Genomic DNA, 22,284 nt, shown 5'->3' with positions numbered 1-22,284 from the left:
ATCCCGCTAAATCACCCAGACATCATCTTTCCGGATGTAATAAAGCCGGTCGTTCCAGAAAACGCGGAGCCAGATATCAGCACTGCCAAGGATGTTAATTTTGTTGCCCCGGCTTATGACCTCCACAACCGGAGCGGCCGAAGAAGGCTCAGCCCGCAACAGGACCTTATCGCGGTTAATAATGCCGGACTGGTATCCTTCAGGGAGATTTACGAAGATAAACAGCATGAATAGGTATCCGAAAGCAACCCATTTGTAACGCAGCGGAGCCCCTTCCCGATTGTAAATCCGGATGACAATTATGCCAAACACATACATGCCTAAGGCCAGCAGCGCCAGCAAGACATACAGTCCGTATTGCTTGTAAAAAAGGTAAAAATAGTTCAGGTCGTCAGTCTCGTACCCAATCAATCCATTGGCGCGGGCAATGTCGTTCATCTTTTGCAGGATAGACTCATTGGGGTGCCGCTCGAAATACATTTCCAGAAAATAGAGTAATCTGGGAACGTCGTTGTTTTTTTCGGCTACATAAGCCAGTTTGAGAATCATTCCGTCAGTAGCAACCTCTCCTTTGGACAATTCTGATTGATATAATGTGGCAGCGTCATTGTACAAACCTGCCGAAAACAGCGAATCAGCCCGTTTGGTCGCAGAAAAATTTTGTCCCTTAACTACAAGACAGACAGGCAAAAAGAAAATAAATAGTATTTTTTTTAGGGTATACACTTGCATTTACAAATCAAAGAGCATAGTTTTGCACCGCGATTCAGGGAAAGCACAACGCTGATACATATCGCAGCCAGTAACGATCTGGTAGCTCAGCTGGTAGAGCAATACACTTTTAATGTATGGGTCCTGGGTTCGAATCCCAGCCGGATCACGAAAAAAGCCCCGAAACCGGGGCTTTTTTGTTTTAGAACGGTAAATCATTCGATTCTTCTTCAAATGACATGCCGAACGGTGAGGCTGCCGGCCGTTCTGCCCGGGGAGCCGGTGACGACGACTCCGGACGCATTGAATCACCCTCAGCCAGTTCGATACGCCACGCACGGGCTTCCGTAAACCAACGGTCATTCCACTCCCGGGACTCAATGTTGAATGTTACTTTCAGTGTATCGCCGGGCGTAAATTGTTTCAGATCATTTGCCTTGTCACCCCACGCAGCCAGACACACCTTTTTAGGAAACTGATCGATGGTTTCGATAACAAACTCCTGCTTATTCCAGGCACCGTTACGACCCTGCCCTGTGACCTCTGCCAGGGTTTTAACTAATTTACCGGTTAATTCTAACGCCATGTTTTAGTTGAAATTAACAGTTTGTCTACCACTGTTTACCTGCCTTTGCGCTATCAGAAGCCATTTCTGCATGATCAGAAACACCAGCGATATGACATTGACAGTGCGGTAAACCGTGTAGGACAACCTGTTTGCTGTTTTATAAACGAAAGGTTAAAATTACGATTTTTCAGCGTTTTTTCACGATATTCCGGCCAAACAATCCCATTAAACTACATGAAAATTGGTGTTCTTTTACACGGTTCCGGCGTCTTCGACGGCACCGAAATTCAGGAAGCTGTCTTTACGTTACTTGCACTTGCCGAGGCCGGCGCAGAGGCCGTTTGTTTTGCCCCGAATGTAGCTCAGCATCATGTACTGAACCACATAACCGGTGAAGAAATGCCGGAAACCCGCAATGTTCTGATTGAATCAGCACGGATCGCACGCGGTCAGATTGCGGATCTGGCAACCATTTCGGCAAATGACCTTGACGGCCTTGTGATGCCGGGCGGCTTCGGCACTGCCAAAAATATTACAAACTGGGCATTTGCCGGCCCGGACGGAACGATTCTTCCTGCGGTTAAACAATTAATTCTTGACCTGGTCACCCAACAAAAACCGATCGCCGGCCTTTGTATGAGCCCGACAACGATTGCCAGGGCACTCGAAGGATCAGGTATTAAAAGTATGCTTACCGTTGGTACTGATGCCGAAGCATCGCCTTATGACATTGCGGGAATTGCGGGTGGTATGGAAAAAACCGGACAGATACCTGTAAAAAAATCTGTTCGTGAAATCGCGGTTGACCCGGCAACCCGCATCATTACAGCTCCCTGTTACATGATGGAAGCCAGCATTTTAGAGGTACGTACTAACATCCGGCAAGCTGTTGAGGCCATGCTGGCGTTTATACCTGCCGCCGTATAAACCTTGACTTTTTGTACAGTGGGATTGACAAACGGCACAAAAACGTCTATATTTGCACCCACTTACAGGAAATGGCCACGTGGTGAAACTGGTAGACACGCCATCTTGAGGGGGTGGTGCTTCACGGCATGGGAGTTCGAGTCTCCCCGTGGTCACTTTGCAAACGGTTGTAAATCAGGCATTTACAACCGTTTTTTTATTGCTGACTGCTTTTATGGCAGAAAAATGGCAACGTTCCATACACCGAGAAACCAAAAGAGATTCCAGAAAAGTGAAGTACCCCTGGAAAGAACCGAAGCTCTCTAAACCCGCCAATAACGATCTTTCTAAGCAGTGGTGCGTCGAATACGGCGCCTATTCTCAGGTTAGAGACAAAATAATCCGCAAACGGGTAACTTTATCCGGCGACACCATAGAAGAGCGTCTGAAGCAAGCTGACGAAGTAATCAAGTACCTGAACGATTACTTTAAGAACGGTGATGTGTTTGTTGAGCCTCTCGGCGAGCCTGAAAAGGAAAAGCAACCAAAGCCATCAGAAGGCATTACCGGCAAAAGCACGATTAAGAAAGCGCTGGAATATTACCAAGCGACCAAACTGCCTACTCTGAGTAAACAATCCGGCCGGACATATACGTCCATTGCTAAGCTGTTCGCCGAATATCTGAAGAAAAACAAACTGCAAAACCTTCCCTTAAATCGGTTCGATACACATCAGGCAAACCTGTACTTTGACCGGCTCCTGCAGGCAGGAGGCTCAAACAATAAACACAACAAGCATCTTGGCTTCATTAGTACGTTTTTCAACTTCTATCTGAAGCGGAGAACAATAACAGAAAATCCATGTGAGGCAATTTCTGAACTTGCGGAAAATGCTGGCAATCACAAGCCATTCAAGCCCGATCAGGTTGCCGAAATAAAAACGTACCTCGAAGAGACAAACGACCGTCAGCTCTGGCTTTTTATCAATTTCATCTACTATACATTCTCCAGACCGCATGAGGAAGTACGTCTGCTAAAGGTTTCCGACATAGAAAGGAACACAATCCGGATTGATGCATCAACCGCAAAGGGTAACCGTGTTCTGTACAAAAAAATTCCGCCTGGCTTAGAGCAGCTACTTCAACAATGCAGGATTCGGCTGGCTCCCTCCCATTACTATGTTTTCAGTCGAAGCGGCATTCCGGGACCGGAGCCGGTTGGTGAAGCCTATTTTTATGATCGCCACAAAAAAATGCTTGACGGTCTGAAGCTCCCCAAAGGATATGATCTGTATGGCTGGAAACACACCGGCGTTATCAGTTTGTACATAGCCACCCGCGACATGAAGGAAATTCAACGACAATGCGGGCATACGAGCATAGAGCAAACAGATCAATATCTACGCGACTTGGGGCTTTTTGCTGAATTCGAAGACTTTAATAGCTTTCCAAGCCTATAAAAGACATATACAAATAAACCCTCCTTTTATTAAACTAGACTTAGACATGAAACTCTCAGCTTTAAAAATTAGTAGTGTTCGTTGTTTCAAAGATAAATTCGAATTAGAGCTTAGCTCAAAAATCAATGTATTTATTGGTGCAAATAATTCCGGAAAAAGCACCATATTAAATACTATAAATTGCCTACAAAAAGGAATTTATCCCCAAGTTACTATAGGTGAAAAGCTTTCGTATGTAAAATATACGATTCAAGATCCTATTTCATTATCCTTATCTGATGTAAAAGGAACATATTCACCCATTGTAACAAAATATATTTCATTAGAAAACAGTACTACAAAAAAACATTCTCCAAGTGTAACTATCGCTGCTGAAGATACGAATATTCGAAAATTGGTTAGACCGGAACAGCCTATCTTTGAAATAAATAATCTTAAATATCATCTAAATATTATCAATTATCTTTCAAGAAAAAAAAGCTCAGAACTGTCTGATAATGCAAACATCTCAATAAGCAGTAACCCTTTCCAAAACCTAGTCAACAAAGTTAATGAAATATCTAACCATCCTGACGATGAAGTTAGAGATAGATATAAAGAGATTTGCATAGATACTATAGGCTTTGTCATCAGGAACTATACAACTTATGACACAAATGCAAATAAAAAAAACTCTATTGGCTTATATATTAATAGCGAGCAACAAATCCCGCTAAATGAAATGGGGGAAGGAGTGACTCAAATTCTTGGCCTTATTCTCAATCTAATTCTTGCAAAAGACAAAATCTTTATCATTGAAGAGCTAGAGAACGATCTACATCCCAGTGCGCTAAAGAAACTTCTCACGTTAATTGTCGAAAGTGCTCAATATAATCAGTTTTTTATCTCTACTCACTCACATATTGTTATGACAATGCTCGGTTCAGAAACAACCGCTAAGATTTTCAAAACAAATAACCTAAAGAAAAGTCCTGATATACCTAAAATGACTATCTCTGAAGTATTTGAAATATCAACTTCGGAAGAAAGACGTTTGGCATTGGAAGATTTAGGTTATGATTTCATTGACTATGGTCTTTGGAGTGGATGGTTAATTCTAGAAGAGGCATCCGCTCAAACAATTATTCAGTATTTAATAAAATGGTTTTTTATAAGAATATCGAATAAAGTAAAAATTGTTTCTGCTGGAGGAGTAGATAAAGTTAAGCAAAGATTCAATACAATGAAGGAGATGTTTTTGTTTTTACATTTAGAGGAAATGTACAAAAACAGATCATGGATAATGATTGATAGCGGCCCTAAAGAAGACAAATTAATTCAAGACTTAAAAGAAATATATACAAAAGCTGGATGGAATGAAAGTTCTTTTGTTCAATTTTCAGAACATGATTTTGAATCATATTACCCTGATCATTTTTACGCAGAGCGAAAAAGTGCTTTAGCAATTATAGATGACAGTAAAAAAAGGGCTGCCAAAAGGGAGCTGCTCTTAAAAGTAAAAGAATGGATTATTGAAGATGAAGAGAGAGCAAAGAAAGAGTTTGAAAAAAGTGCTTCAGAAGTAATTGAAAAGCTGAGAGCTATTGAGCAATGTTTAATTAAACTAGACAAGTAACTACAATACTGGCGAAAGAATTTTATTCCTAAAATTCTTTCGCCAATTCTTACTACCATCGCCATAGCGTTGTTTCGCACGGGATCAAATTACTGTCGCTTATACCGGCCTTCATATCGCCAATCACATAATCGACTCCCCTGACATGAATCTTTTGCCGCATGCTGAAGCTGGCCAGATCGGCCGGTGAAAGATAAAGCATTTTCTTCAGCGCAAACGTTCGTGATCGGAATCCTTCATACACCCTCCAGTATTTTTTTGCCAGCCCGTTGGCTCCTGACCAGTTGAGTATCATATTGCCATCGCCGGCGGTAGCTCTCGGGGCTCCGTTCTGCATACCGTTCCAGATCAAAAAGCGCACGGTGGCCACCGGTTTACTGTCTTTGTTCAGCGGGCTGTAGCCCTGCTGATCCGTATGGGCAAACCCTGATCCGCCATCGGTTAACAGCGTCGAGAACGCACACTTCACCGAGATCAGTGCACCGCCTTCATTTTCGGCCGTTTCCGGCGTGGTATACTTATCCAGCACCAGCGGAAGCGGCTTCATGGTCGCATCGTTCTGATCAATATCAAACGAAAGCTCCAGACGGCCGTGCAGGTCAGGCAGCTTGGTATGCCGCGGATCACTCTTTTCTGTCCAGTTGTATAAGGTCGGTTGCCGTAATACATCATCTACGAAATCCATCGTAATTACTTTACGCCGGACGTCAAAGTCAAGGTACAGGTTAAACATCTTCCGGAGTTCCTTCAGCAGATTCCGGGGGGAGATGGGCGGCAAATGGTTGCAGTAAGTCATCGTGGCAGCCTGATCCAGACTATGCAGGTTGTAAAAGATCAGCCGCTGCCCGACATTGCTGTCCCACCAGTCGCCCCGGAAGGTCCAGCCCGTCAGCTGACCGATCCGAGCCAGCACCCATCGCACAAAGAACATCGGCACACGGGCATTGGTCATATAACCCGACGCATACTGATTCATGATGCCGTTATAGCCCGCCACGGCGACGTTACCGTAAAACGACGGATTCAGGATGCTCGGCAGGCAATATTTAGCCGTAGTCAGATCCGGATCAGCCACCGGTGCCGCCGGTGCCGCTTCACTGCCCAGCTCCAGCATTTCCGACAACAGCACGTCCTGATAATCCCCGAACAGCTCCCCCAGATTCTGGGTAAAATACAGGTTGTATTCAGGGTTAACCTCACGAAGTTTGATAAACCCGCGCTCAATGAGGTTTGTGCTCAGATACTTCTCGCAGTACCACCGGCGACGCGGGTTACCCGCCTGCGGCAGATGAGCATACCCCAGAATCCGCCGGTTTGCCGGTGTATCGGGCAGGTTAAAATCCAGCACTTTGGCTCCCTGAATGGTATCAAAATCAAACATCGGGTTAAACCGCTCCAGCACCAGTTGTGTACCGGGTTTGATATCTACCGACTCGCCTTCCAGTCTAATGTCTAACATGCTTAACTGAGCTAACGCTGCAACTTTTTGAAATTTTGTAACGCTGTAACGGCCTACAGATTCGAATCCCGGTTGACCGCTTCAATGTTATTCTGAATGTTAATGATATTGGTGACGCTCACATTGAGGTTCTTGGCCGCAATCTGTGCCAGATAACCATTGGCTGTATCGAGCTTAATGGAGATGGCTCCCAGAGCAAAGTTGGCATTACCAAGTTTATCTACGGTGTCGGCCGTATTCGTCTCAATGCCTTCCATCAGTTTCTGTGACTTACCGATTTCCTCATTGGTCATAGATACCGTATCATCGGCAGAACCGGCCGTGGTACTGCTGTAGCCGCCGTCATCTCCGCTGTAATCGCCGCCCATGTCCGACATTGCAGCATCCGCTTCGGCCTGCGCGGCCGCCGCCGCTTCTTCGGCTTCCCGCTTTTTCTTGCTGCCAAAGAGATACATCTGTCCTTTCCGGAGCGGCTCCAGATAATCGCGGTAACTGCCGCCGTCTGACCCAACGATACCACCGGCTTTATAGATCGGTGCACCGTTGCGGTGCAGACTGGAGTGTAGCAGCCGGTCAATGATCGGTCTGTTGTTGGCGTAAGTGTTACGGCTCAGAATCATAACCGGCTCCCCGCCTTCCATCTCGCCTTTTTCTTCGCCATAGGTACCATCCGGATTACGTTCGACGATGGCCAGACCGGCTTCCCCGTAACGGGAGCCGTGACGCGGACCCACCGGCACCCCGCCGTTGACAAACCCGCCACGGGCAAAATCCGGTGGTTTCTGGGATTTGATGATCCCGATCTGAATCGCGGCCATCGCGGCCGAAGCTGCTACCCCGATCAGACCCAGCGGAAAGCCCATCGTGGCCAGCGATTTCAGCGCCGCCATTGCTGCGTTGATCAGCGCCATGGCAATCTGTAACTTCTGGTCCCGCTTCCAGGCGGTTAGTTTGGCTTCCTTCTCTTTGGCCGCTGAATCCTGATTGATTTTATCTACCTCCTTATCAAACTGCTCTTTCGAGATCTTGCCGGCTTTATACTGATCCTCCCAGCTCTTGACCTGCGTATCTTTTTCTTTCTGGATTTTCTTCAGCTGGGAATCCAGAAACTTCTGATTCAGCTGTTGTAAGGACTGCACCACCTGACCGGCCACCTCCAATGTTTCGGTACCCTTCTGCGTGAAATCCTGAAGTTTCTGGTTATTGGCCGCTTTATCATTGGCCAGCTTCTTGTTCAGGAAGCCCATGAAGGCAGTGTAGTCGCCATTCATCAGGCCATTGATACCATCGAAAAACTCTTTGGTATTGGCCCGGCGTTTCTCCAGATGTTCCTGATTCAGGGCCGTCATATCCTGCGCGTGCTTTTGATCGGCGGCCGACAACTGACTGTTCTTCCATTCATTCAGGGTTTTGATCGCCTTCATGCGCTCATCATTGTCGCGCACGTTATCCTGAATCTCTTTTACCTTATCGGCATATTCCTTATTGATGGCCGCCGCCGTTTCGTTATACGACTGCTGGAGCTGCTGTTTACGCAGGTTCAGTTTCTGGCTTTCGGTCAGCGTGGTCAGGTTCAGCTGAAACTCCGAGTTGGTTTTATTGGTCGCCTGCTCATACTGGATCAGCTCATCAAATAACTGCTTCTCCTTCTGCTTTCTGGCTTCCTGATCGGCCAGATATTTCTCCATGGCCGCTTTTTCTTCAGCTGCTTTCTTATCGCGGAAGTCTTTCTGCACGGCCGCCACATCGGCTTCATACTGTTTTTCGACCAGCTGCATCTGCCGGGTTTTCAGCGCATGATCGGCCTTCGATTCAGCAATCCGTGCCCGTTCCTTATCCCGCTCAAATTCGAGCTGTGCCAGCTTGCGGGTCTGCTCATCGGCAATGAGTTCAATGTTTCGGCTCCGGATATCATTAACCGCATCAACATTGGCCTTTTTCTTTTCTTCAGCTACCTTTTTGGCATGTTCGGCTTCTTTTTGCTGCTCTTTCGTGCGGTGGCCGTCATTATCGGAACCCATACCTGTGAGTGCATCCTTATTGGCATTTAACATCGCCTGAGCTGATTTCAGAGCAGCGGCGCTATCAGCACTGGTTTTCTTCGTTACATGAGCATCGTGATCGGCGGCATCTTTCGTCCGGGCAGCGGTCAGCTCCTTATCATAGGCCTCTTTGAAAGCGGTTCCCATCTTTTCGCCGGCGGCTTTGGCTTTAGCGGCCACGTCGTCGAGTCCCAGGAAAGCGGCTATTTTACCACCGAACTCCAGCAGTTTATTGCCGAAATCAGCGATAGCATTCCAGAGCGACATGATCGCATTTTTGGCCGGCTCATAGAATGCCCCCAGAATCGCCTGAAGGGCACCGGCCGCAAAACCGACGACGGCCTGTTGCAGATTTAGCCATAATGCAACACCTTTTTGCAACAGCGAGAATAAACCGGAAAAGGCATCCTGCACCGGCGAAAGCATATCCCACAGTACCTTCAGCGCAGCCCATACACCATTGACAATTCCACGGAAGGTTTCCGATTTTTCATAGGCAATGACAAGACCAGCCGCCAGAGCGGCAATTGCCGTAATGACGATACCGATCGGGTTGGCTTTCAAAGCTGTATTGAGTGCATTCTGAGCCACCGTCCAGGCATTGGTCAGCACCACTTTTGCCTGTGTCAGTCCGTTACTGATGGTGGTCTGAGCGTTGGCCAGTGTTTCCTGCAACGTGCGTGATTTGGTAGCAGCACCGGCAGCCGTCTCAGCCGTCGTGGTAGCAGCTGTGCGCTGGGCCCGTACCTGATCAGCAGCAGCGGCCAGCGTAGATGCTGCGGCTGCCGCCTTGTCGGCCGCGACTTTAGCCAGGGTGGTTACCTGCGCCTGAATCATATTAGCGTTCAGCGTCACCAGCCCCAGCGCCAGTAAGCCGATCGCTGTTTTGTTCTCGGTCACAAACTGCGGAATGTTCCGGATTGCATTTAAAAACAGGACCAGACCGGAAACTGTCGTGGTGACCACCGGCATGAGGCCCACACCCAGTTCAGTCTTGAAGTTTTCGACCTGTTTTTTGGCTTTCTCCAGCTCGGCAGCGGCCGTCTGATTTTTCAGGTTAAACTCATTGGTCAACGAGGTACCTTCAGCCATCGCTTTGGCTGCCAGCTGTTGCTTATCACGTACCACATCGGTCTGGCTGGCCAGCAGACTCATCACCTTAATTGACTCCTGGGAACCGACCTTCATTTCTGCCAGTCGCTGGGCCACCTGCGTATTACTCAGCCCCTTGAAAGATTCGGCCAGTTTCAGCAGAAACTCATTCGGATTGGTGTTAATTAGCCCCTGAACTTCTGATTTAGCCATGCCCATCTGCTTGGCAAACGCGTCAATCTCGTTTGCCCCCGTCAGCATGATATTGGTAATACCACCGGCGGCGATTTCGGCCGATAGCCCAAGCTCCTGCATGGCGGCACCCAAACCCATCGTTTCCGATATCTGCGGAGCGAGGTTGCCCAGCTGACCGATCCGTGTGGTAAACTCGGCCACTACCGGAGCGGTCGCCGATCCGGCCGCCCCTAGCTCGTTCATGGCCGAACCGATCTGGTTGATAGCTTCGCCGGCGTTCAGGTCTTTGGTTTCCTTAAAAAGCTGCGATAGCGTTCCCATTTTAGACGCCACTTCTTCAGCTCCTCCCGAGAACTCATCCCCCAGCGCAACGTTGGCTTTGTCGGTCATCTCGACGAAACCGCGCATTTCATCGGTGGCAATACCGATCTGACCACCTACCTGCGCAATATCCAGCAGCGCTTCCTGACTACTGCGGGTATCCAGATTTTTCAGCGTTTCGTTCAGCCCTTCGACTTCTTCGGTTGTCATACCGGTGGCCTTCCGGATGTCGGCAAATGCATCGGACTGCTTAGCAGCTGCTTCTACGGACTCCTTACCGAAATCGACAACGGCGTCGATGACGTCATCGAGCTGAATGGCGGCAAAAGTGCTCAGGAAATCATCTTTCAGCTGTCCCCAGAGGCTGCTTTGCTGATCAACGGCATCATTGAGATTGCGCATTTCCTGCCGGACGTCGGCAATTTTGCCGTCGACATCCTTGACCTGCTCCATCTTTTCCAGCCACTCTTCCGAGCCGATCTTGAGTTGGTTTAGTTCCTGGTGCAGCAGCCGGCTACTGGCCCTGAGCTCGTTCAGACTGGCATCATTCAGATCAATACTGCGGGTATACTCCTTGATTTCGTCGGTCAGATCAGCCTGACGTCTGCGCAGCTCGGTATAGGCTTCTTTCTGCTCATCGGTCCATTCGTCCGACACCTGCCCCATTTCCCGGAGCTCGCCTTTAACCTCACGCAGCTCGGACTTAAGGCCTTCCAGCGACACCGACGCTTCATCGGTATCTATCTCAGTCCGGAGCTTTACGCTTTCATCTAATTGTCCCATTGGATGTGAATAAAAAAAGCCACGCTGCAAGGTGCGGCGTGGCTTTCGGGCAAAACAGGACAATATTTCAGTCAGTATCTTCTTCTGCAGTCATTTTGATCTGTGCGGCAATCCATTCCGAGGTACGCCAGGCAAGTCGCTTCTTACCGACATTCACCATATTCATTTTGGTTTCGTTGTACCACGTTCCGGAATACGGCCGTTTAGTGGTATACACCTTCCGGCTGAAGCTGATACCGGCCGCAATCCTGCGCACGGCATTAGGTACGGTTGCAATGCGTGATCCGGTGCGGTCCCAGTAACCGGATACATAAGCAAAATTTCCGATACCCACTTTCTCCACAAAGAATTCCATCGCATCGATGGGCGGCATACTGCCCCGATAGCGGAGCTGGCGCATATCCTTGAACCGGCCATAATTCAGCAAATCTATTTCAGCGGCCACCTGCGTAGCCGACCGCACAATATGATACCGGAATGAGCGCATCAGCTCTTCGGTCAGCACCAGCCGTTTGGCTTCCAGCGCCCGCCGGAAGTACAACAACGCGTCGGCCGTCAGCTCCTCGAGCACTTCCGTCGCAATTTCGTCGAAGGTTAAATCCATGATCAGAAAAACGTAAAGGAGCCAATGTTTTCCGTTGCAGCATAAACACCACCGGTGTTCTGATAATAGTGTGCCGTCGCTGCCGGTACAACAGTTCCCCGCAGTGACGCGGGCAATTGCAGTATGTATTGGGTTACGAACGCACCAAACGGCTCATTGATCACACACGGACCCGCCGACCATTGCATGTTGGTCATTGATGCCACAAACCGAAGCTTCATTGTCAGCGTGTAGCTCTGATCCGGATTGCGGGTTAACAGAATATAGATGGCCGTCCCGTTATCATAAACCGACTGGGTGGCATTGACACAGGCTCCGCACTGATCGGCATACGCCTGCGTGTTAATGGCCGACCAGGCTACTTCAGCCTTCGCATCGGCATCGGCCTGACTGATCCCGGAACCATACTGACCGGCGGCTACATTGATTAAGGCACTCGACCCGATGGTTCCAGTCCCACACCCCTGCTTAACATAGGTCCCATACCGGTTAATGGCCACGTTCAGATATGGAGCCAGCGTACAACCCCCGTATTGATTTACATACGCCTGACTATTGAAGGAAGACCAGGCCACTTCCGCTTTGTTGTCCGCATCGGCCTGCGAGATTTCAGAACCATAGGTACCGGCTTCAATCACAATCAATGCCGTTGACCCTACCTGATTTGGCTGACAGTTATTCCGGTGGAACGTTCCGTACCGCTCAATCCGGACATTGAGAAACGGAGTCACCGCACATGACTCCGCTTCCTGAGGCGGAATGTAATCGGTACTGTCCGGCAGATTGATCACAATCACCGGCGGGATAACCGGCTCTCCGGTATTGAGATAAATCTGACGGCGAAGCGTGGTAATCTGACGACCGGTACGCTTTCCGTTGGCGTCCAGCTCACAGGCAAACGTAAAGCTCTCCCAGGCTGTCGGCTGGGTACTGGATGCCACCGGCGTGGGCAGGTTAGAGATATTACGCTCCTTATTGGCATACAAAAACGAAAACTGCCGGCCGATCAGCTGCTCGTCGTCATTTGCGGCCAGATAGCTATCGCCCTGAAGCACCAGCGGCAGATGGGCACGGTCGGTTACTAGAAAGATATCATGCGACATGGCCAGCTCCTGAAGCCACGTACGCTGCAAGGGGGTCAGGTATTCGGTATTGACAATGAGCTCACGGGTTCCCTGCACGTCGGTAACCACCTGTTCGGTATAGCTGGCAACACCATAGGTATCCCCCGCCCGCTCGGCTACCGATCGCGCCGGTTTCAGGGATTCGCTGCCGGTACCGACCAGGCTCAGCGTATCGACCCCGCCTAATGAATTCGAAAAGAGAATAAACCGGCATTGCCGGTAATACCGTTGATCGGGATAATACCGGCGTACTGCGCTGATCCGTTCCGTACTCTCGTTCGATAGCCACACCTGATAGAACTTAACCCGCTTTTCTTTTGCAAACGCCCCCACTACAGCTGGCCCGACCGGTATACAGTACACCGTCATTGATGATACATCAGTTGCTGTCAGCAGTGTTACTGTCTCCGTCGTATCATCATCGAAGGTATACTGCACCCGTAACCGGAGCTCCACTGGCGACGGACTCAGGTTATTGAGAAAATACAGGAACTCCGGTTGACCGGGCAGAACTTTCTTGCTGTCAGGTTGCCAGGTCAGGAACCTTCCGGCCAGTGCAAACGGGCTTACAAATACGCCCATTCCCCAGAATGCATAATCGCGCTCAGCAATACCGGCTTTGATCATCCATTCGGTATTTGACTGATCAGAGCTCGCCGTATTATTCTCGTAAATAATCGTCTGAATGGTGTAAAACTGCCGTGTCATCTGCTCGCAGATGCTGATATACTGCTGATTGAACTTAGGCAGCGAGACGGCCAGCAGTGAATCAGCAATATCCTGAAGCTCAAACGACGCACCGGCATACACCAGATTCCCGCCAAACTGCCGGGGTGGTGCTTCGGAGGCCTCCAGCGGATTGGCCGTCATTTTGGTGAATGTGTTGGCGCGGAAAAACTCCTGCACGTACAGATCGGCCGTGTAGCGGATTTCGGCCCGGTTGGGATAGGTCACAGGGTCGAGCGAGGCCTGCCGGATAACCAGATAATTCCGGCTCAGCCGGACCGGCAGATACATAGCGGTGGCAAACGGATCAATCATCACTTATAAACGGTTGACAGGTTAAACGTAGCCATAAACTCCATCCGGAAACCGTAATGACTATCCAGCCAGAGCTGACTGACGGCCTCCTTTTTAATACCCGTGACCTCACAGATAATTGACCCGTCTTTTGTGTCTTTGTGAAGCTTGCTTTGCAGCCGGTACAGAATGGACAAAGCGCTGTCATACGCCCTGATCTGCGCGTCATGATCATCCTGAGGGGCATCAAAAAGTACGGAGATACCCGACTGAAAAACTTCGTTGAAGTTATGATTACCGGTCGAGTCGGAAATGATGGTCGGCTGCTCCAGCCAGGCAAAGGGGTAGTTAAAATCGGGGTGCGAGCGGGGCGCTTCCAGTCCGAGTTCGACTGACCCGAACATAAAAAAGGTTAGTTCCGGATCATTGTCGGCCCATTCCTGAAAGTAGGCCACATAGTTTAGCAGGGTACCTGTCTTCATACAAAATCCTGTTTCCGGCAAAGATGCCAAGCGGCAATTGCCGGAAACAGGACATAATCTTTAATAGTATCATGTCAAAAAAATAATTTCTTAAATTTATAGCGCTTTGTATAGCGCTTCACAGAGGCAAACTCTTTTACAATTAGCATTATTAACATTCTTTACCCACTTTTAGACAAATGAATAATTACGACTTACTAATTTTATCTGCTGATGAATTTGAAAACTTCACTAGAGATCTTTTACAAGCCAAGCTGAATGTATTCATTGAGAGTTTTACAAGTGGCCCAGATGGTGGTATTGACTTAAGATATGCCACAGATAAAAATAAAAAAATAATTATTCAAGCCAAAAGATACAAAGACTACAATTCACTGATAAATAACCTAAAAAAAGAAATCAAAAATCCAATAAAATTAAATCCAGAGAGATATATAATATCAACAACAGTTGGGTTAACACCTAAAAACAAAGAAGATATCCTAAAACTATTCTCCCCTCACATAAAATCAACAGAAGATATTATCGGAAATGATGACTTACAAAATCTTCTAAGTTTACACAAGAAAATTGAATTAAAATATTTCAAGTTATGGATTACCAGTACAAGGGTACTTGAGAAAACCTTACACAGTAAAATTTACAATCAATCAGAATTTGAAATCGAGGAAATACGTAATCAGGTAAAACTATTTGTTCAAAATAGAAGCTTTCATAAAGCACTAAGTATACTAAGTAAGTACAAATATGTAATTATTTCAGGGATCCCCGGAATTGGAAAAACAACCTTAGCTAGAATGCTAACATTACGTTTTCTATCCCAAGAATATAATGAGTTTATTTATTTAAACAGCTCAATTGATGAAGCTTATCAATATTTCAATATTAATACTAGTCAAATTTTTCTATTTGATGACTTCCTTGGAAAGAATTTCTTTCAATATGATAACAATAAAAATGAAGACGCAAAAATCATTAAACTAATTAATAAAATCAGGAGCAGCAATAATAAATTAATCATTTTCACTACTCGGGAATACATCTTAAACCAAGCTATGTTTTCATTCGAGGAATTTACATTAAACCATATTGATATAGCAAAGTGTACAATTGATTTAACATCTTACACAAGTATAATCAAAGCAAAAATACTATACAATCACATGTTTTTTGCTGAAATACCTAAAAGTCATTTAAGTGACCTAATGAAACATAATAATTTATCAAAAATAGTAAACCATAAAAACTATAACCCGCGGATAATTGAAGCAATAATTAATAAAAAAATTTGGACTTTATGCAACAGCACTGATTTTTCCAATCAGATTAAATCTTACTTTGACAACCCAGAAAGCGTCTGGTTGCATACATTTCAAAAGGCTCTTGATCCTATCTCAAAATACACCTTGCTTGTCTTACTAACACTTGGAACTCCTTTGCTACTAGAAGATTTAGAGGAAGCATTGACATCATTTTTAAAAAACAATCAAAGTGAATTGAATTTATTTTTCGACCCTTTAAAGTTCAATAAATCAATAAAAGAATTGGAGAATACATTTATTAAAACCCAAATAGATGAAGATAAGTCTATAATTATCGAATATCAAAATCCATCTATTCAAGACTTTCTATTAAACTACATTAGAGATAAAAAATATTTAATAAAAAACCTAATTAATGGAGCAATATTTAAAGCACAATTCTTTACAATATTCACTTCTTTAGACGAGGAATCAGAAAATTATTACTCCAAAATAAAACTTTCTCCGGAATTAGCGAAGCAAGCATTCGAGAAAATAAAAAGCAATTATCATAATTTAAAAAACTTAAATTTCAATGTACAACATTCCCCTTTTGACGAAAATGAATTCTGGAGTTTTTCTATTGAAAATGAATACAGTTTCTTATACACATTATTAATTGAGTTGCAATCAATCAAAAAAGAGGTCGAAGAATTTGTCAGAATCGAATTTAACAAGATAATATATATACAAACTTATGATTTCAATGAACAAGATAAATATATTAAAATTTTCGAGATGTTAAAACATTATTCTCTAGAGTTTGATGGACTAATGGTAATTGATAGCTTTTTTAAAAATCTCATTAATCTCAACAATTTTATCAATTTTATTTCACTAAGAAATATTTTACCTGACACTTATAAAACATATACAAGCTCAAGGTCTTTTGAAGAAAATTTACGCATTATAGTCAACGAAGAATTAAAATCAGCAACACCATATGCCCTTGAAGAATTAGCAGAGAATATGATAATATTATCGAAAGAATTCGATTTTGATTTTGAGCAAGAGTTTTCAACATTAAACTATAAACTCAGCGAAAAAAGAGATTCATATAATGAGTATTATGATGAAGAAAGATCTCATGAAACTTATGCTCATAGTGAGTATCAAGAACTTGACGAAGAAAAACAAATCGAAGACTTGTTTAATGGTTTACTTAATCAATAACTAAAATAACGTATATTCTATTACACATTAACTTGATTCGCACTGTTTCGCTTTAAGGTCCTGTGCTTCAAATACAGCCAGATCGTATGGCAGTTTTCAGCACATACCTGCTGAAACTGTCCATGTGTCCCCAGCTCAGCCACCTGCTCCAGACATGTCAGCCATCCCTCCCCGTTCTTGTACAGGGGTGGCGCTTTTTCTTCCGGATCACCGCCGAATACTTCCCCGTACCGCTCCAGAAACGAGCGGTTCAGGCTTTCAAAGTATTGAACTACCGCAATAACTACCCCGAAATGCAGTCGTGAAAATTCAACGGCTCGTTCGTCAGCCAGTACCGAGTTGTATTCTTCGCGGGCATCACCGTTCCATTTCACTGACTGGCGAAAACTTTTGATATCCGTCCGCTGCGGGCGGCATAACGTGGCTACCAGCTTCAGCGCCGCTTCCTTGTGGCCTTTGGCAAATTGCAGGTAGTATATGTTGGCCATCGCCAGCTCAATGGCCGACGTATTGGCAAAGCCTTCGGCAGGCAGCAGGTAGTCTTTGCCGTTGAGCGTAAAATGCCCAAATGGCTGGCTGGTAACCGGCGTTTCAAACGCCCACTTTACCAGCTTTTTCAGCCGGTAAAGCTGCTCGCCGTTCAGCTGCGAAAGCTGCTTTACCGGGCAATCTGACAGAATCCGGAGCATCATTACCGTATAATGCGCCTTCCGGAGTTCGTTCTTCTCAACGCTGGCAGACAACTGGAGCACCAGTCCGTTCTTGAGCTGCTCAGGGCTGCATTCCTGCCAGCTGCCTGCCACATGATATTCCCGCTCACTGATCCAGAACTTTTTCATCGTAATAAACCAAACTTAGCTGCAACAAAAACCACTACCCCGATCCGCCAGCTCCAGTTCTCCAGCCGTGACATACGCAATTGCTGCCGAGTTTGCCGGCCATCCCCTTCGGCCTGCTGCTGCAAATTGCCGGTAGCCTGCTGCTGGCGGTTGATCCGTCCGAACTCGGCATCTTTCTGCCGGATCGTATGATTCAGGTAAGCGATAGTTGAGTCTTTCAAAACCGTTGCCTGCCGGCAGGTTTCCAGATCGATCCGCTGTTTCAGGATCAGCCGCGCGCCGGCTTCGGTTAGTACGATGGGACGGCCGGGTAACGGCCGGATACTGTCGGCCAGAATCATTATAGTACCGGTCGATTTCCCGCTGCAGGTCATCACCGTGCAGCTGATCAATATCACGCTTAAGACTATCTGCATATCCGAAAAGAAGTAAAAGTTGCTTATCCGTTGCGGCCTGACGCCAGAACAGTTCCTGATTGATGGAATCCTGCCGGTGCAGGTTTTTGTAGTAGGCCGTCGAATCATACGGCAGTGTCTGTACAACTGACCGGCGGTGACCGTTGATCAACACTACCAGCAGGACTGCCAGCGCCACGATCAGTATTACCCAGACCTTTATCCGTATCGTCTGACCCAGCATCTCTGACAGACTTTCTGTATACTGCGGGCGGTCAGGTGAGGGCGGCGGCGGTGGTACTGGTGGCGTTGTCATAGTACCAGCCCTCTCAGTTTCAGGTACTGCTTTGTCTCCGGATGGTCGAAGTCTACCGTTAGTTTAGCGATGCCGGCCACGGTTGTTGACAGGATGGTCAGCCCTTCGGCTATCAGTTCCACAACCGCCGGTACAGGGATTCCGGCGGCAGCGAGCTGTGTCTGAAAAGCCACCAATGCCGCAGCCAGGGCCGCCACCCAGATACCGCCGGTGACCAGCGGTTTGAAGAACTTGCTGGTCGGCAGCTTGAGCCGCTCCGTCAGCGTGAGTTGATTGTTCATGAAACATGTGTAGTGAAAAGTGAAAAACTACTCCTTGAAAAGCCGGATCTGGTTCCGGACAATGTTTTTGGGCCGCACCAGATCAGTATGCACCCCCTGATTGGGACTGCCGGTATTACCGCCCACCGCTCTGAAAATGCGTATGCGCGGATCAAGCGGCCAGTACTTGTTAAATTCTACATGCGACCACGTGCGGTAGGTGACGATATCACCCGGTAAGGGCATTTGGCCAGCCTTCAGAAAAAAAGGTTTGAGCGTGTTCCAGCCTGCTACCGACGCCATATTGATCTTTCTGACCGCTCCGCTGACCAGATCACACTGAATCAGCACCCAGCCCACAAAGGCCCCGCAGTAAGGCTTTGCCCTGCCCGGAAGCTTTTCCGGACTTTTCCAGCCGATTGCCCGGAAATACACATTGATCTGTTTGTGATCGTTGTTGTTGGTCGCTTCCCGGACATAGGTCTGTGACTCAGCCGTGCTGATGATGCATGCCCGTTTCTGCTGGATGCTGTCTAGGCGTACAGGGCCTGATAGAAGCTGGCAAAAAGCTGGGTGAACAGCCAGACAAGCAATAAGATAGAGCCCAAAACCGCCCACGCGGGCGCTTCGGATAATACACTCTCGAACGTACGTTCTGATTCGACGCGGTTGTGCCATATGCGGTATAGTTGTGGAAAGAATAAGCGGATAAACAGCACCCCGACCAGTACCGTCAGAAACGTCAGCGTAAAGGAAAGCAGCGCCCGTACCGGTGCATTCTGGAACATGCTGTGTCCCATCGCATTGTTGGGATCAGCGGCTACCTTGCTGCCGAAGTAATACGTCGCCAGCGCACTCAGCAGAAACATACCTATGGTGTACCAGATCGCCCGGGTAGTCGAGAGTGCCGGTTTGCGGGCCGTCTGACCGGCTACCTCAGGGGCTTTTTCTGCAATACCCAGATCGGCCGCCAGCTCAGCCGCTTCGGCTTCAGCGGATTTGGCCAGATTCAGGTAGTCTCTGGCCACCTCGGGCTCACTCCGGAACTTGTCGGCCATTTCCCGCCAGTCGACGGCATCCGAACGCAGACCGTTCAGCTTCTCCAGCTTTTCCTGACGGATCGCTTCATTGGCCTGCTGGCGCTTCTGGGTCAGCTCCTGCAGCTTGGTGCTCAGGGATTCTTCCTGCTGATCCAGATCAGACAGTACTTTCGAAAATTCATCGGCTTCCGGTTTGGTAGCCTGCCCTCCATTACTGTGGATCCGGCGGAATGGCTGGTCTTTGTGGTTGTTTTTTGCGCTCATAATCATAGCACGAATGGTTGTTGTGGATCGTTATTGGCCGGTAGCCGGTATGGTTTCTTTTCGGACACCGTATAGGCATCTGACTGATAGTAGGCAGGAAAAACCGTTGGTGAAGCCTTCTGATCGAGGTACTTCTTCAGCTTCATGGTCTCGTTGCGGGCCTCCCTGTTGCACTCAGCCTTTATCTCGGCACGGCGGTTTTCAGGCAGCACATCCTCATTGACAATCCCGTCCGTTTCGGACAGGTAGCGCAGATCGGCATTGATATTGATAAAGGTCACCGCGCGGCTGAAAGCATCATTGGCCACAGCCGACCGAATCATTTTAAGCGCTTCTGACTCCTGAGCCGTCCAGCTGTAGGTCCGGTCAGGCAGTTTACTTTTCAGATAGGTATAGAAGCTCTCCCCGATCAGCGGCCGGATCAGGTCGTTTTCCGCCTTCACAATGTAGGGCCTTAGCGCCACATATAACCGGCGGCTGTTCTGGACCGCTCCGAAGTAATCTGTATACTCGGTGGCCGTTGCCAGAAACAGCGAATGGCTGACGGTATATGCATCTGAACCGACCCAGACCGGAAAACCACCGGCATGTTTTTCAAGGAATTGCAGCACCCGTTCCAGCGACCGATCAGCCTTATCGCGGGCTTCCTTGATCCGGGCGACAATAGCCCACTTGCCGGGTGCCTGCATATTGGGCGGACTGGCAACGGCAACGCCTAAATCCCCTTTCTGGAGCATAATGGCCAGCTCACTGTCCATTTCCACAAAGTGGCACAGGACAATCCGGATGCGCTCAATCAGCACTTCTTCCGAAGGGGTTGCCGTAACCACATCTGTGGCTGCATTAATCTTCGTCAGCAGATGCGCATACAGCTCTTCCCCGATGGCAGGCACAATATGATCCAGCTCTGCCTGACGCACGAACGGTGCCCAGGTATCCCAGGTCGTTTTCTTCTGGATACCGCCTAACAGGCTTTTCAGAACGGGCAGCGTGTTAATTAGCATTGTCAGTGTTGTTGGGATTTGTACCGGCATCCGTTGGCGTTACATCCGGGTTATAGACTTCGATATCCTCAAACCAGAACTGAATATCAGCCGCCCAGCCATTGAGGCGACGGGCAATCCAGAGCGGCCGGAGCAGTAACTGACGGTCGGCAAACGTGCGGAACTTCTGCTGGAAATTAGCCGCCACTTCCAGTTCCTTTCCGGAACCACCCAGCCGCCCACCGGTATCCACGCCCGCCAGTGCCGGCAGGATACCATGGCCACTGGCCTGAGCGGCTTTGGCCGTGTTGTACAGCTGCACGTAGGCATCGTCGGTCATGGTGTTTTTCAGCGGGATAATTTCCACGCCTGGCAGGGCTTTCATGCCCACTAAATCCTGTTTGTAGAAAGTCACCACGGCCCGGTCAGACTCGCCGGCCAGACTATTTTTCATCTGCTTGAGCACCGCATCCCGGAAGGCATCCTTTTCTTCCTGCGTCTCAAGACCTTCCTTTTCGAAATAATCATCCGGTATCTTGATCAGATACTTGATGTTATAGCCGTTGGTCAGCCCCGACATGTGATAGGCCGGAATCTTGTTGGCCACTTCTGTCCACGAACGGGTACCCCACCACGCCGCAAACGAGTAAAACGGCTGACCGGGCAGGCGGTGTTTGGCGTGGTAAATGGACGACGGAAACGCCAGCGGCCGCGCTGGATCATAAGCCGGTACCGTAACCGAATCATCCACCCTGAAATGTCGGGTACCATATCCGGCATTCAACAGGAAAGCGGTGGGCCTGCGCTCATTCGGCTGCAAGGCCCGGTAACGGGTTTCAAAACAGTCATTCACCTCAAAGGGCAGTACTTTGCCGTCACGGTCGAGCGTGATCCGGGTAAAATGCTGGCCGGCGTAACTGACCTGCCCTGCCGTATCGATCCAGTACCCCGACTCGTCGAGCGCCGCCGTGAAGTCACTGATGGCGGTATAATCCGCATGGGTCGTGTCCAGCTCTTCATAAATGCGCTGCTTGCCTTCCTTGCGTACTGTACCGAACCGGAGACCCAGCCCAACCAGAAAATCACGGCGGGTATTGATCAGCTCCCACTTGACGTCGTTGTCGGTCGCCAGCCGGTGCATGAGATTCGGCTGGTTATCTTTCAGGCCCCAGGGAATATGATCGCTTAAACCGGGGGTGCGAAGCGGGGACGTGCGCGGGCCGTAACCGGTATCACTTGCCCCCGGATATACTTCCACAAATGCACCCAGTTTCGATGGCTCATCCCTGAGCAGAAAGATGTTATTGCTTATCTGAACAACTCCTGACATAA

The 22,284-nt window shown here is 48.0% G+C and carries 18 protein-coding genes and 2 tRNA genes; 6 read left to right on the top strand and 14 right to left on the bottom strand.

Going from position 1 to position 22,284, the window contains the following annotated elements; translation table 11 throughout:
• Positions 1-6: 6 nt before the first annotated feature.
• Complete coding sequence (locus AC23NW_RS15260) at positions 7-549, bottom strand: SH3 domain-containing protein (protein ID WP_487450499.1); 543 nt, start codon at positions 547-549, stop codon at positions 7-9.
• Positions 550-807: 258 nt separating this feature from the next.
• Between AC23NW_RS15260 and AC23NW_RS15255 the strand changes: the two genes are divergently transcribed.
• Positions 808-880: transfer RNA gene (locus AC23NW_RS15255), tRNA-Lys, on the top strand.
• Positions 881-913: 33 nt separating this feature from the next.
• Here AC23NW_RS15255 and AC23NW_RS15250 read toward each other — a convergent pair.
• Positions 914-1,297 (bottom strand): DUF3127 domain-containing protein, encoded by a 384-nt coding sequence (locus AC23NW_RS15250; RefSeq protein ID WP_487450498.1) that lies wholly within the window; start codon positions 1,295-1,297, stop codon positions 914-916.
• Positions 1,298-1,513: 216 nt separating this feature from the next.
• Between AC23NW_RS15250 and elbB the strand changes: the two genes are divergently transcribed.
• The 4 genes from elbB (at position 1,514) to AC23NW_RS15230 (ending at position 5,259) form a co-directional block, all read left to right on the top strand.
• Entirely contained in the window at positions 1,514-2,206 is a 693-nt protein-coding gene (gene elbB, locus AC23NW_RS15245; RefSeq protein ID WP_487450497.1) for an isoprenoid biosynthesis glyoxalase ElbB, read from the top strand.
• A gap of 73 nt (positions 2,207-2,279) precedes the next feature.
• Positions 2,280-2,361 (top strand) — tRNA-Leu (locus AC23NW_RS15240).
• A gap of 2 nt (positions 2,362-2,363) precedes the next feature.
• Positions 2,364-3,644: a tyrosine-type recombinase/integrase gene (locus AC23NW_RS15235; protein WP_487450496.1), complete on the top strand. Its 1,281-nt coding sequence runs from the start codon at positions 2,364-2,366 to the stop codon at positions 3,642-3,644.
• 46 nt (positions 3,645-3,690) lie between these two features.
• On the top strand, positions 3,691-5,259 hold the full coding sequence (locus tag AC23NW_RS15230) for an ATP-dependent nuclease (protein ID WP_487450495.1): 1,569 nt from the start codon (positions 3,691-3,693) through the stop codon (positions 5,257-5,259).
• A 52-nt stretch (positions 5,260-5,311) separates the two neighbouring features.
• On the opposite strand, the gene AC23NW_RS15225 is transcribed toward AC23NW_RS15230, so the two are convergent.
• From AC23NW_RS15225 to AC23NW_RS15205, 5 genes are all read right to left on the bottom strand, one after another.
• Entirely contained in the window at positions 5,312-6,718 is a 1,407-nt protein-coding gene (locus AC23NW_RS15225; RefSeq protein ID WP_487450494.1) for a hypothetical protein, read from the bottom strand.
• A gap of 53 nt (positions 6,719-6,771) precedes the next feature.
• Positions 6,772-11,151, bottom strand: a complete 4,380-nt coding sequence (locus AC23NW_RS15220; RefSeq protein ID WP_487450493.1) for a phage tail tape measure protein — start codon at positions 11,149-11,151, stop codon at positions 6,772-6,774.
• 67 nt (positions 11,152-11,218) lie between these two features.
• On the bottom strand, positions 11,219-11,755 hold the full coding sequence (locus tag AC23NW_RS15215; RefSeq protein ID WP_071501665.1) for a hypothetical protein: 537 nt from the start codon (positions 11,753-11,755) through the stop codon (positions 11,219-11,221).
• Between the two features lie 2 nt (positions 11,756-11,757).
• On the bottom strand, positions 11,758-13,920 hold the full coding sequence (locus AC23NW_RS15210) for a DUF5977 domain-containing protein (protein WP_487450492.1): 2,163 nt from the start codon (positions 13,918-13,920) through the stop codon (positions 11,758-11,760).
• A complete protein-coding gene (locus AC23NW_RS15205; RefSeq protein ID WP_487450491.1) occupies positions 13,920-14,381 on the bottom strand; it encodes a hypothetical protein in 462 nt (153 codons plus the stop codon). Before AC23NW_RS15205 ends, AC23NW_RS15210 begins: the two co-directional genes overlap by 1 nt.
• A gap of 179 nt (positions 14,382-14,560) precedes the next feature.
• On the opposite strand from AC23NW_RS15205, the gene AC23NW_RS15200 reads away from it, so the two are divergent.
• A complete protein-coding gene (locus AC23NW_RS15200) occupies positions 14,561-16,855 on the top strand; it encodes an nSTAND3 domain-containing NTPase (RefSeq protein ID WP_071501668.1) in 2,295 nt (764 codons plus the stop codon).
• 20 nt (positions 16,856-16,875) lie between these two features.
• On the opposite strand, the gene AC23NW_RS15195 is transcribed toward AC23NW_RS15200, so the two are convergent.
• The 7 genes from AC23NW_RS15195 to AC23NW_RS15165 form a co-directional block, all read right to left on the bottom strand.
• Complete coding sequence (locus AC23NW_RS15195; RefSeq protein WP_487450490.1) at positions 16,876-17,694, bottom strand: hypothetical protein; 819 nt, start codon at positions 17,692-17,694, stop codon at positions 16,876-16,878.
• The gene (locus AC23NW_RS15190; RefSeq protein WP_487450489.1) at positions 17,691-18,110 is read right to left on the bottom strand and encodes a hypothetical protein; all 420 of its coding nucleotides are present in this window, start codon (positions 18,108-18,110) and stop codon (positions 17,691-17,693) included. Before AC23NW_RS15190 ends, AC23NW_RS15195 begins: the two co-directional genes overlap by 4 nt.
• 291 nt (positions 18,111-18,401) lie before the next feature.
• Complete coding sequence (locus AC23NW_RS15185) at positions 18,402-18,686, bottom strand: hypothetical protein (protein WP_487450488.1); 285 nt, start codon at positions 18,684-18,686, stop codon at positions 18,402-18,404.
• Positions 18,687-18,713: 27 nt separating this feature from the next.
• On the bottom strand, positions 18,714-19,100 hold the full coding sequence (locus AC23NW_RS15180; RefSeq protein WP_487450487.1) for a hypothetical protein: 387 nt from the start codon (positions 19,098-19,100) through the stop codon (positions 18,714-18,716).
• Positions 19,101-19,198: 98 nt separating this feature from the next.
• Positions 19,199-19,969, bottom strand: coding sequence for a hypothetical protein (locus tag AC23NW_RS15175; RefSeq protein WP_487450486.1), 771 nt, complete (start codon positions 19,967-19,969; stop codon positions 19,199-19,201).
• Between the two features lie 2 nt (positions 19,970-19,971).
• Positions 19,972-20,973, bottom strand: a complete 1,002-nt coding sequence (locus AC23NW_RS15170; RefSeq protein ID WP_487450485.1) for a DUF6712 family protein — start codon at positions 20,971-20,973, stop codon at positions 19,972-19,974.
• A complete protein-coding gene (locus AC23NW_RS15165) occupies positions 20,963-22,282 on the bottom strand; it encodes a hypothetical protein (RefSeq protein ID WP_487450484.1) in 1,320 nt (439 codons plus the stop codon). The genes AC23NW_RS15170 and AC23NW_RS15165 overlap by 11 nt, the downstream gene beginning before the upstream one ends.
• Positions 22,283-22,284 lie beyond the last annotated feature (2 nt).

The organism is Arsenicibacter sp. R0_47 (assembly GCF_057652235.1).
Note: the sequence above shows the minus strand (reverse complement) of the source record. Positions and strands in the feature narration are given on the sequence as shown.

Excerpts from the sequence above, each read along its gene's own strand:
- AC23NW_RS15260 (WP_487450499.1), bottom strand. The coding sequence starts at position 549 with ATGATTCTCAAACTGGCTTATGTAGCCGAAAAAAACAACGACGTTCCC.
- AC23NW_RS15250 (WP_487450498.1), bottom strand. The coding sequence starts at position 1,297 with ATGGCGTTAGAATTAACCGGTAAATTAGTTAAAACCCTGGCAGAGGTC.
- elbB (WP_487450497.1), top strand. The coding sequence starts at position 1,514 with ATGAAAATTGGTGTTCTTTTACACGGTTCCGGCGTCTTCGACGGCACC.
- AC23NW_RS15230 (WP_487450495.1), top strand. The coding sequence starts at position 3,691 with ATGAAACTCTCAGCTTTAAAAATTAGTAGTGTTCGTTGTTTCAAAGAT.
- AC23NW_RS15225 (WP_487450494.1), bottom strand. The coding sequence starts at position 6,718 with ATGTTAGACATTAGACTGGAAGGCGAGTCGGTAGATATCAAACCCGGT.
- AC23NW_RS15220 (WP_487450493.1), bottom strand. The coding sequence starts at position 11,151 with ATGGGACAATTAGATGAAAGCGTAAAGCTCCGGACTGAGATAGATACC.
- AC23NW_RS15215 (WP_071501665.1), bottom strand. The coding sequence starts at position 11,755 with ATGGATTTAACCTTCGACGAAATTGCGACGGAAGTGCTCGAGGAGCTG.
- AC23NW_RS15210 (WP_487450492.1), bottom strand. The coding sequence starts at position 13,920 with ATGATTGATCCGTTTGCCACCGCTATGTATCTGCCGGTCCGGCTGAGC.
- AC23NW_RS15205 (WP_487450491.1), bottom strand. The coding sequence starts at position 14,381 with ATGAAGACAGGTACCCTGCTAAACTATGTGGCCTACTTTCAGGAATGG.
- AC23NW_RS15200 (WP_071501668.1), top strand. The coding sequence starts at position 14,561 with ATGAATAATTACGACTTACTAATTTTATCTGCTGATGAATTTGAAAAC.
- AC23NW_RS15195 (WP_487450490.1), bottom strand. The coding sequence starts at position 17,694 with ATGAAAAAGTTCTGGATCAGTGAGCGGGAATATCATGTGGCAGGCAGC.
- AC23NW_RS15190 (WP_487450489.1), bottom strand. The coding sequence starts at position 18,110 with ATGCAGATAGTCTTAAGCGTGATATTGATCAGCTGCACGGTGATGACC.
- AC23NW_RS15185 (WP_487450488.1), bottom strand. The coding sequence starts at position 18,686 with ATGAACAATCAACTCACGCTGACGGAGCGGCTCAAGCTGCCGACCAGC.
- AC23NW_RS15175 (WP_487450486.1), bottom strand. The coding sequence starts at position 19,969 with ATGAGCGCAAAAAACAACCACAAAGACCAGCCATTCCGCCGGATCCAC.
- AC23NW_RS15170 (WP_487450485.1), bottom strand. The coding sequence starts at position 20,973 with ATGCTAATTAACACGCTGCCCGTTCTGAAAAGCCTGTTAGGCGGTATC.
- AC23NW_RS15165 (WP_487450484.1), bottom strand. The coding sequence starts at position 22,282 with ATGTCAGGAGTTGTTCAGATAAGCAATAACATCTTTCTGCTCAGGGAT.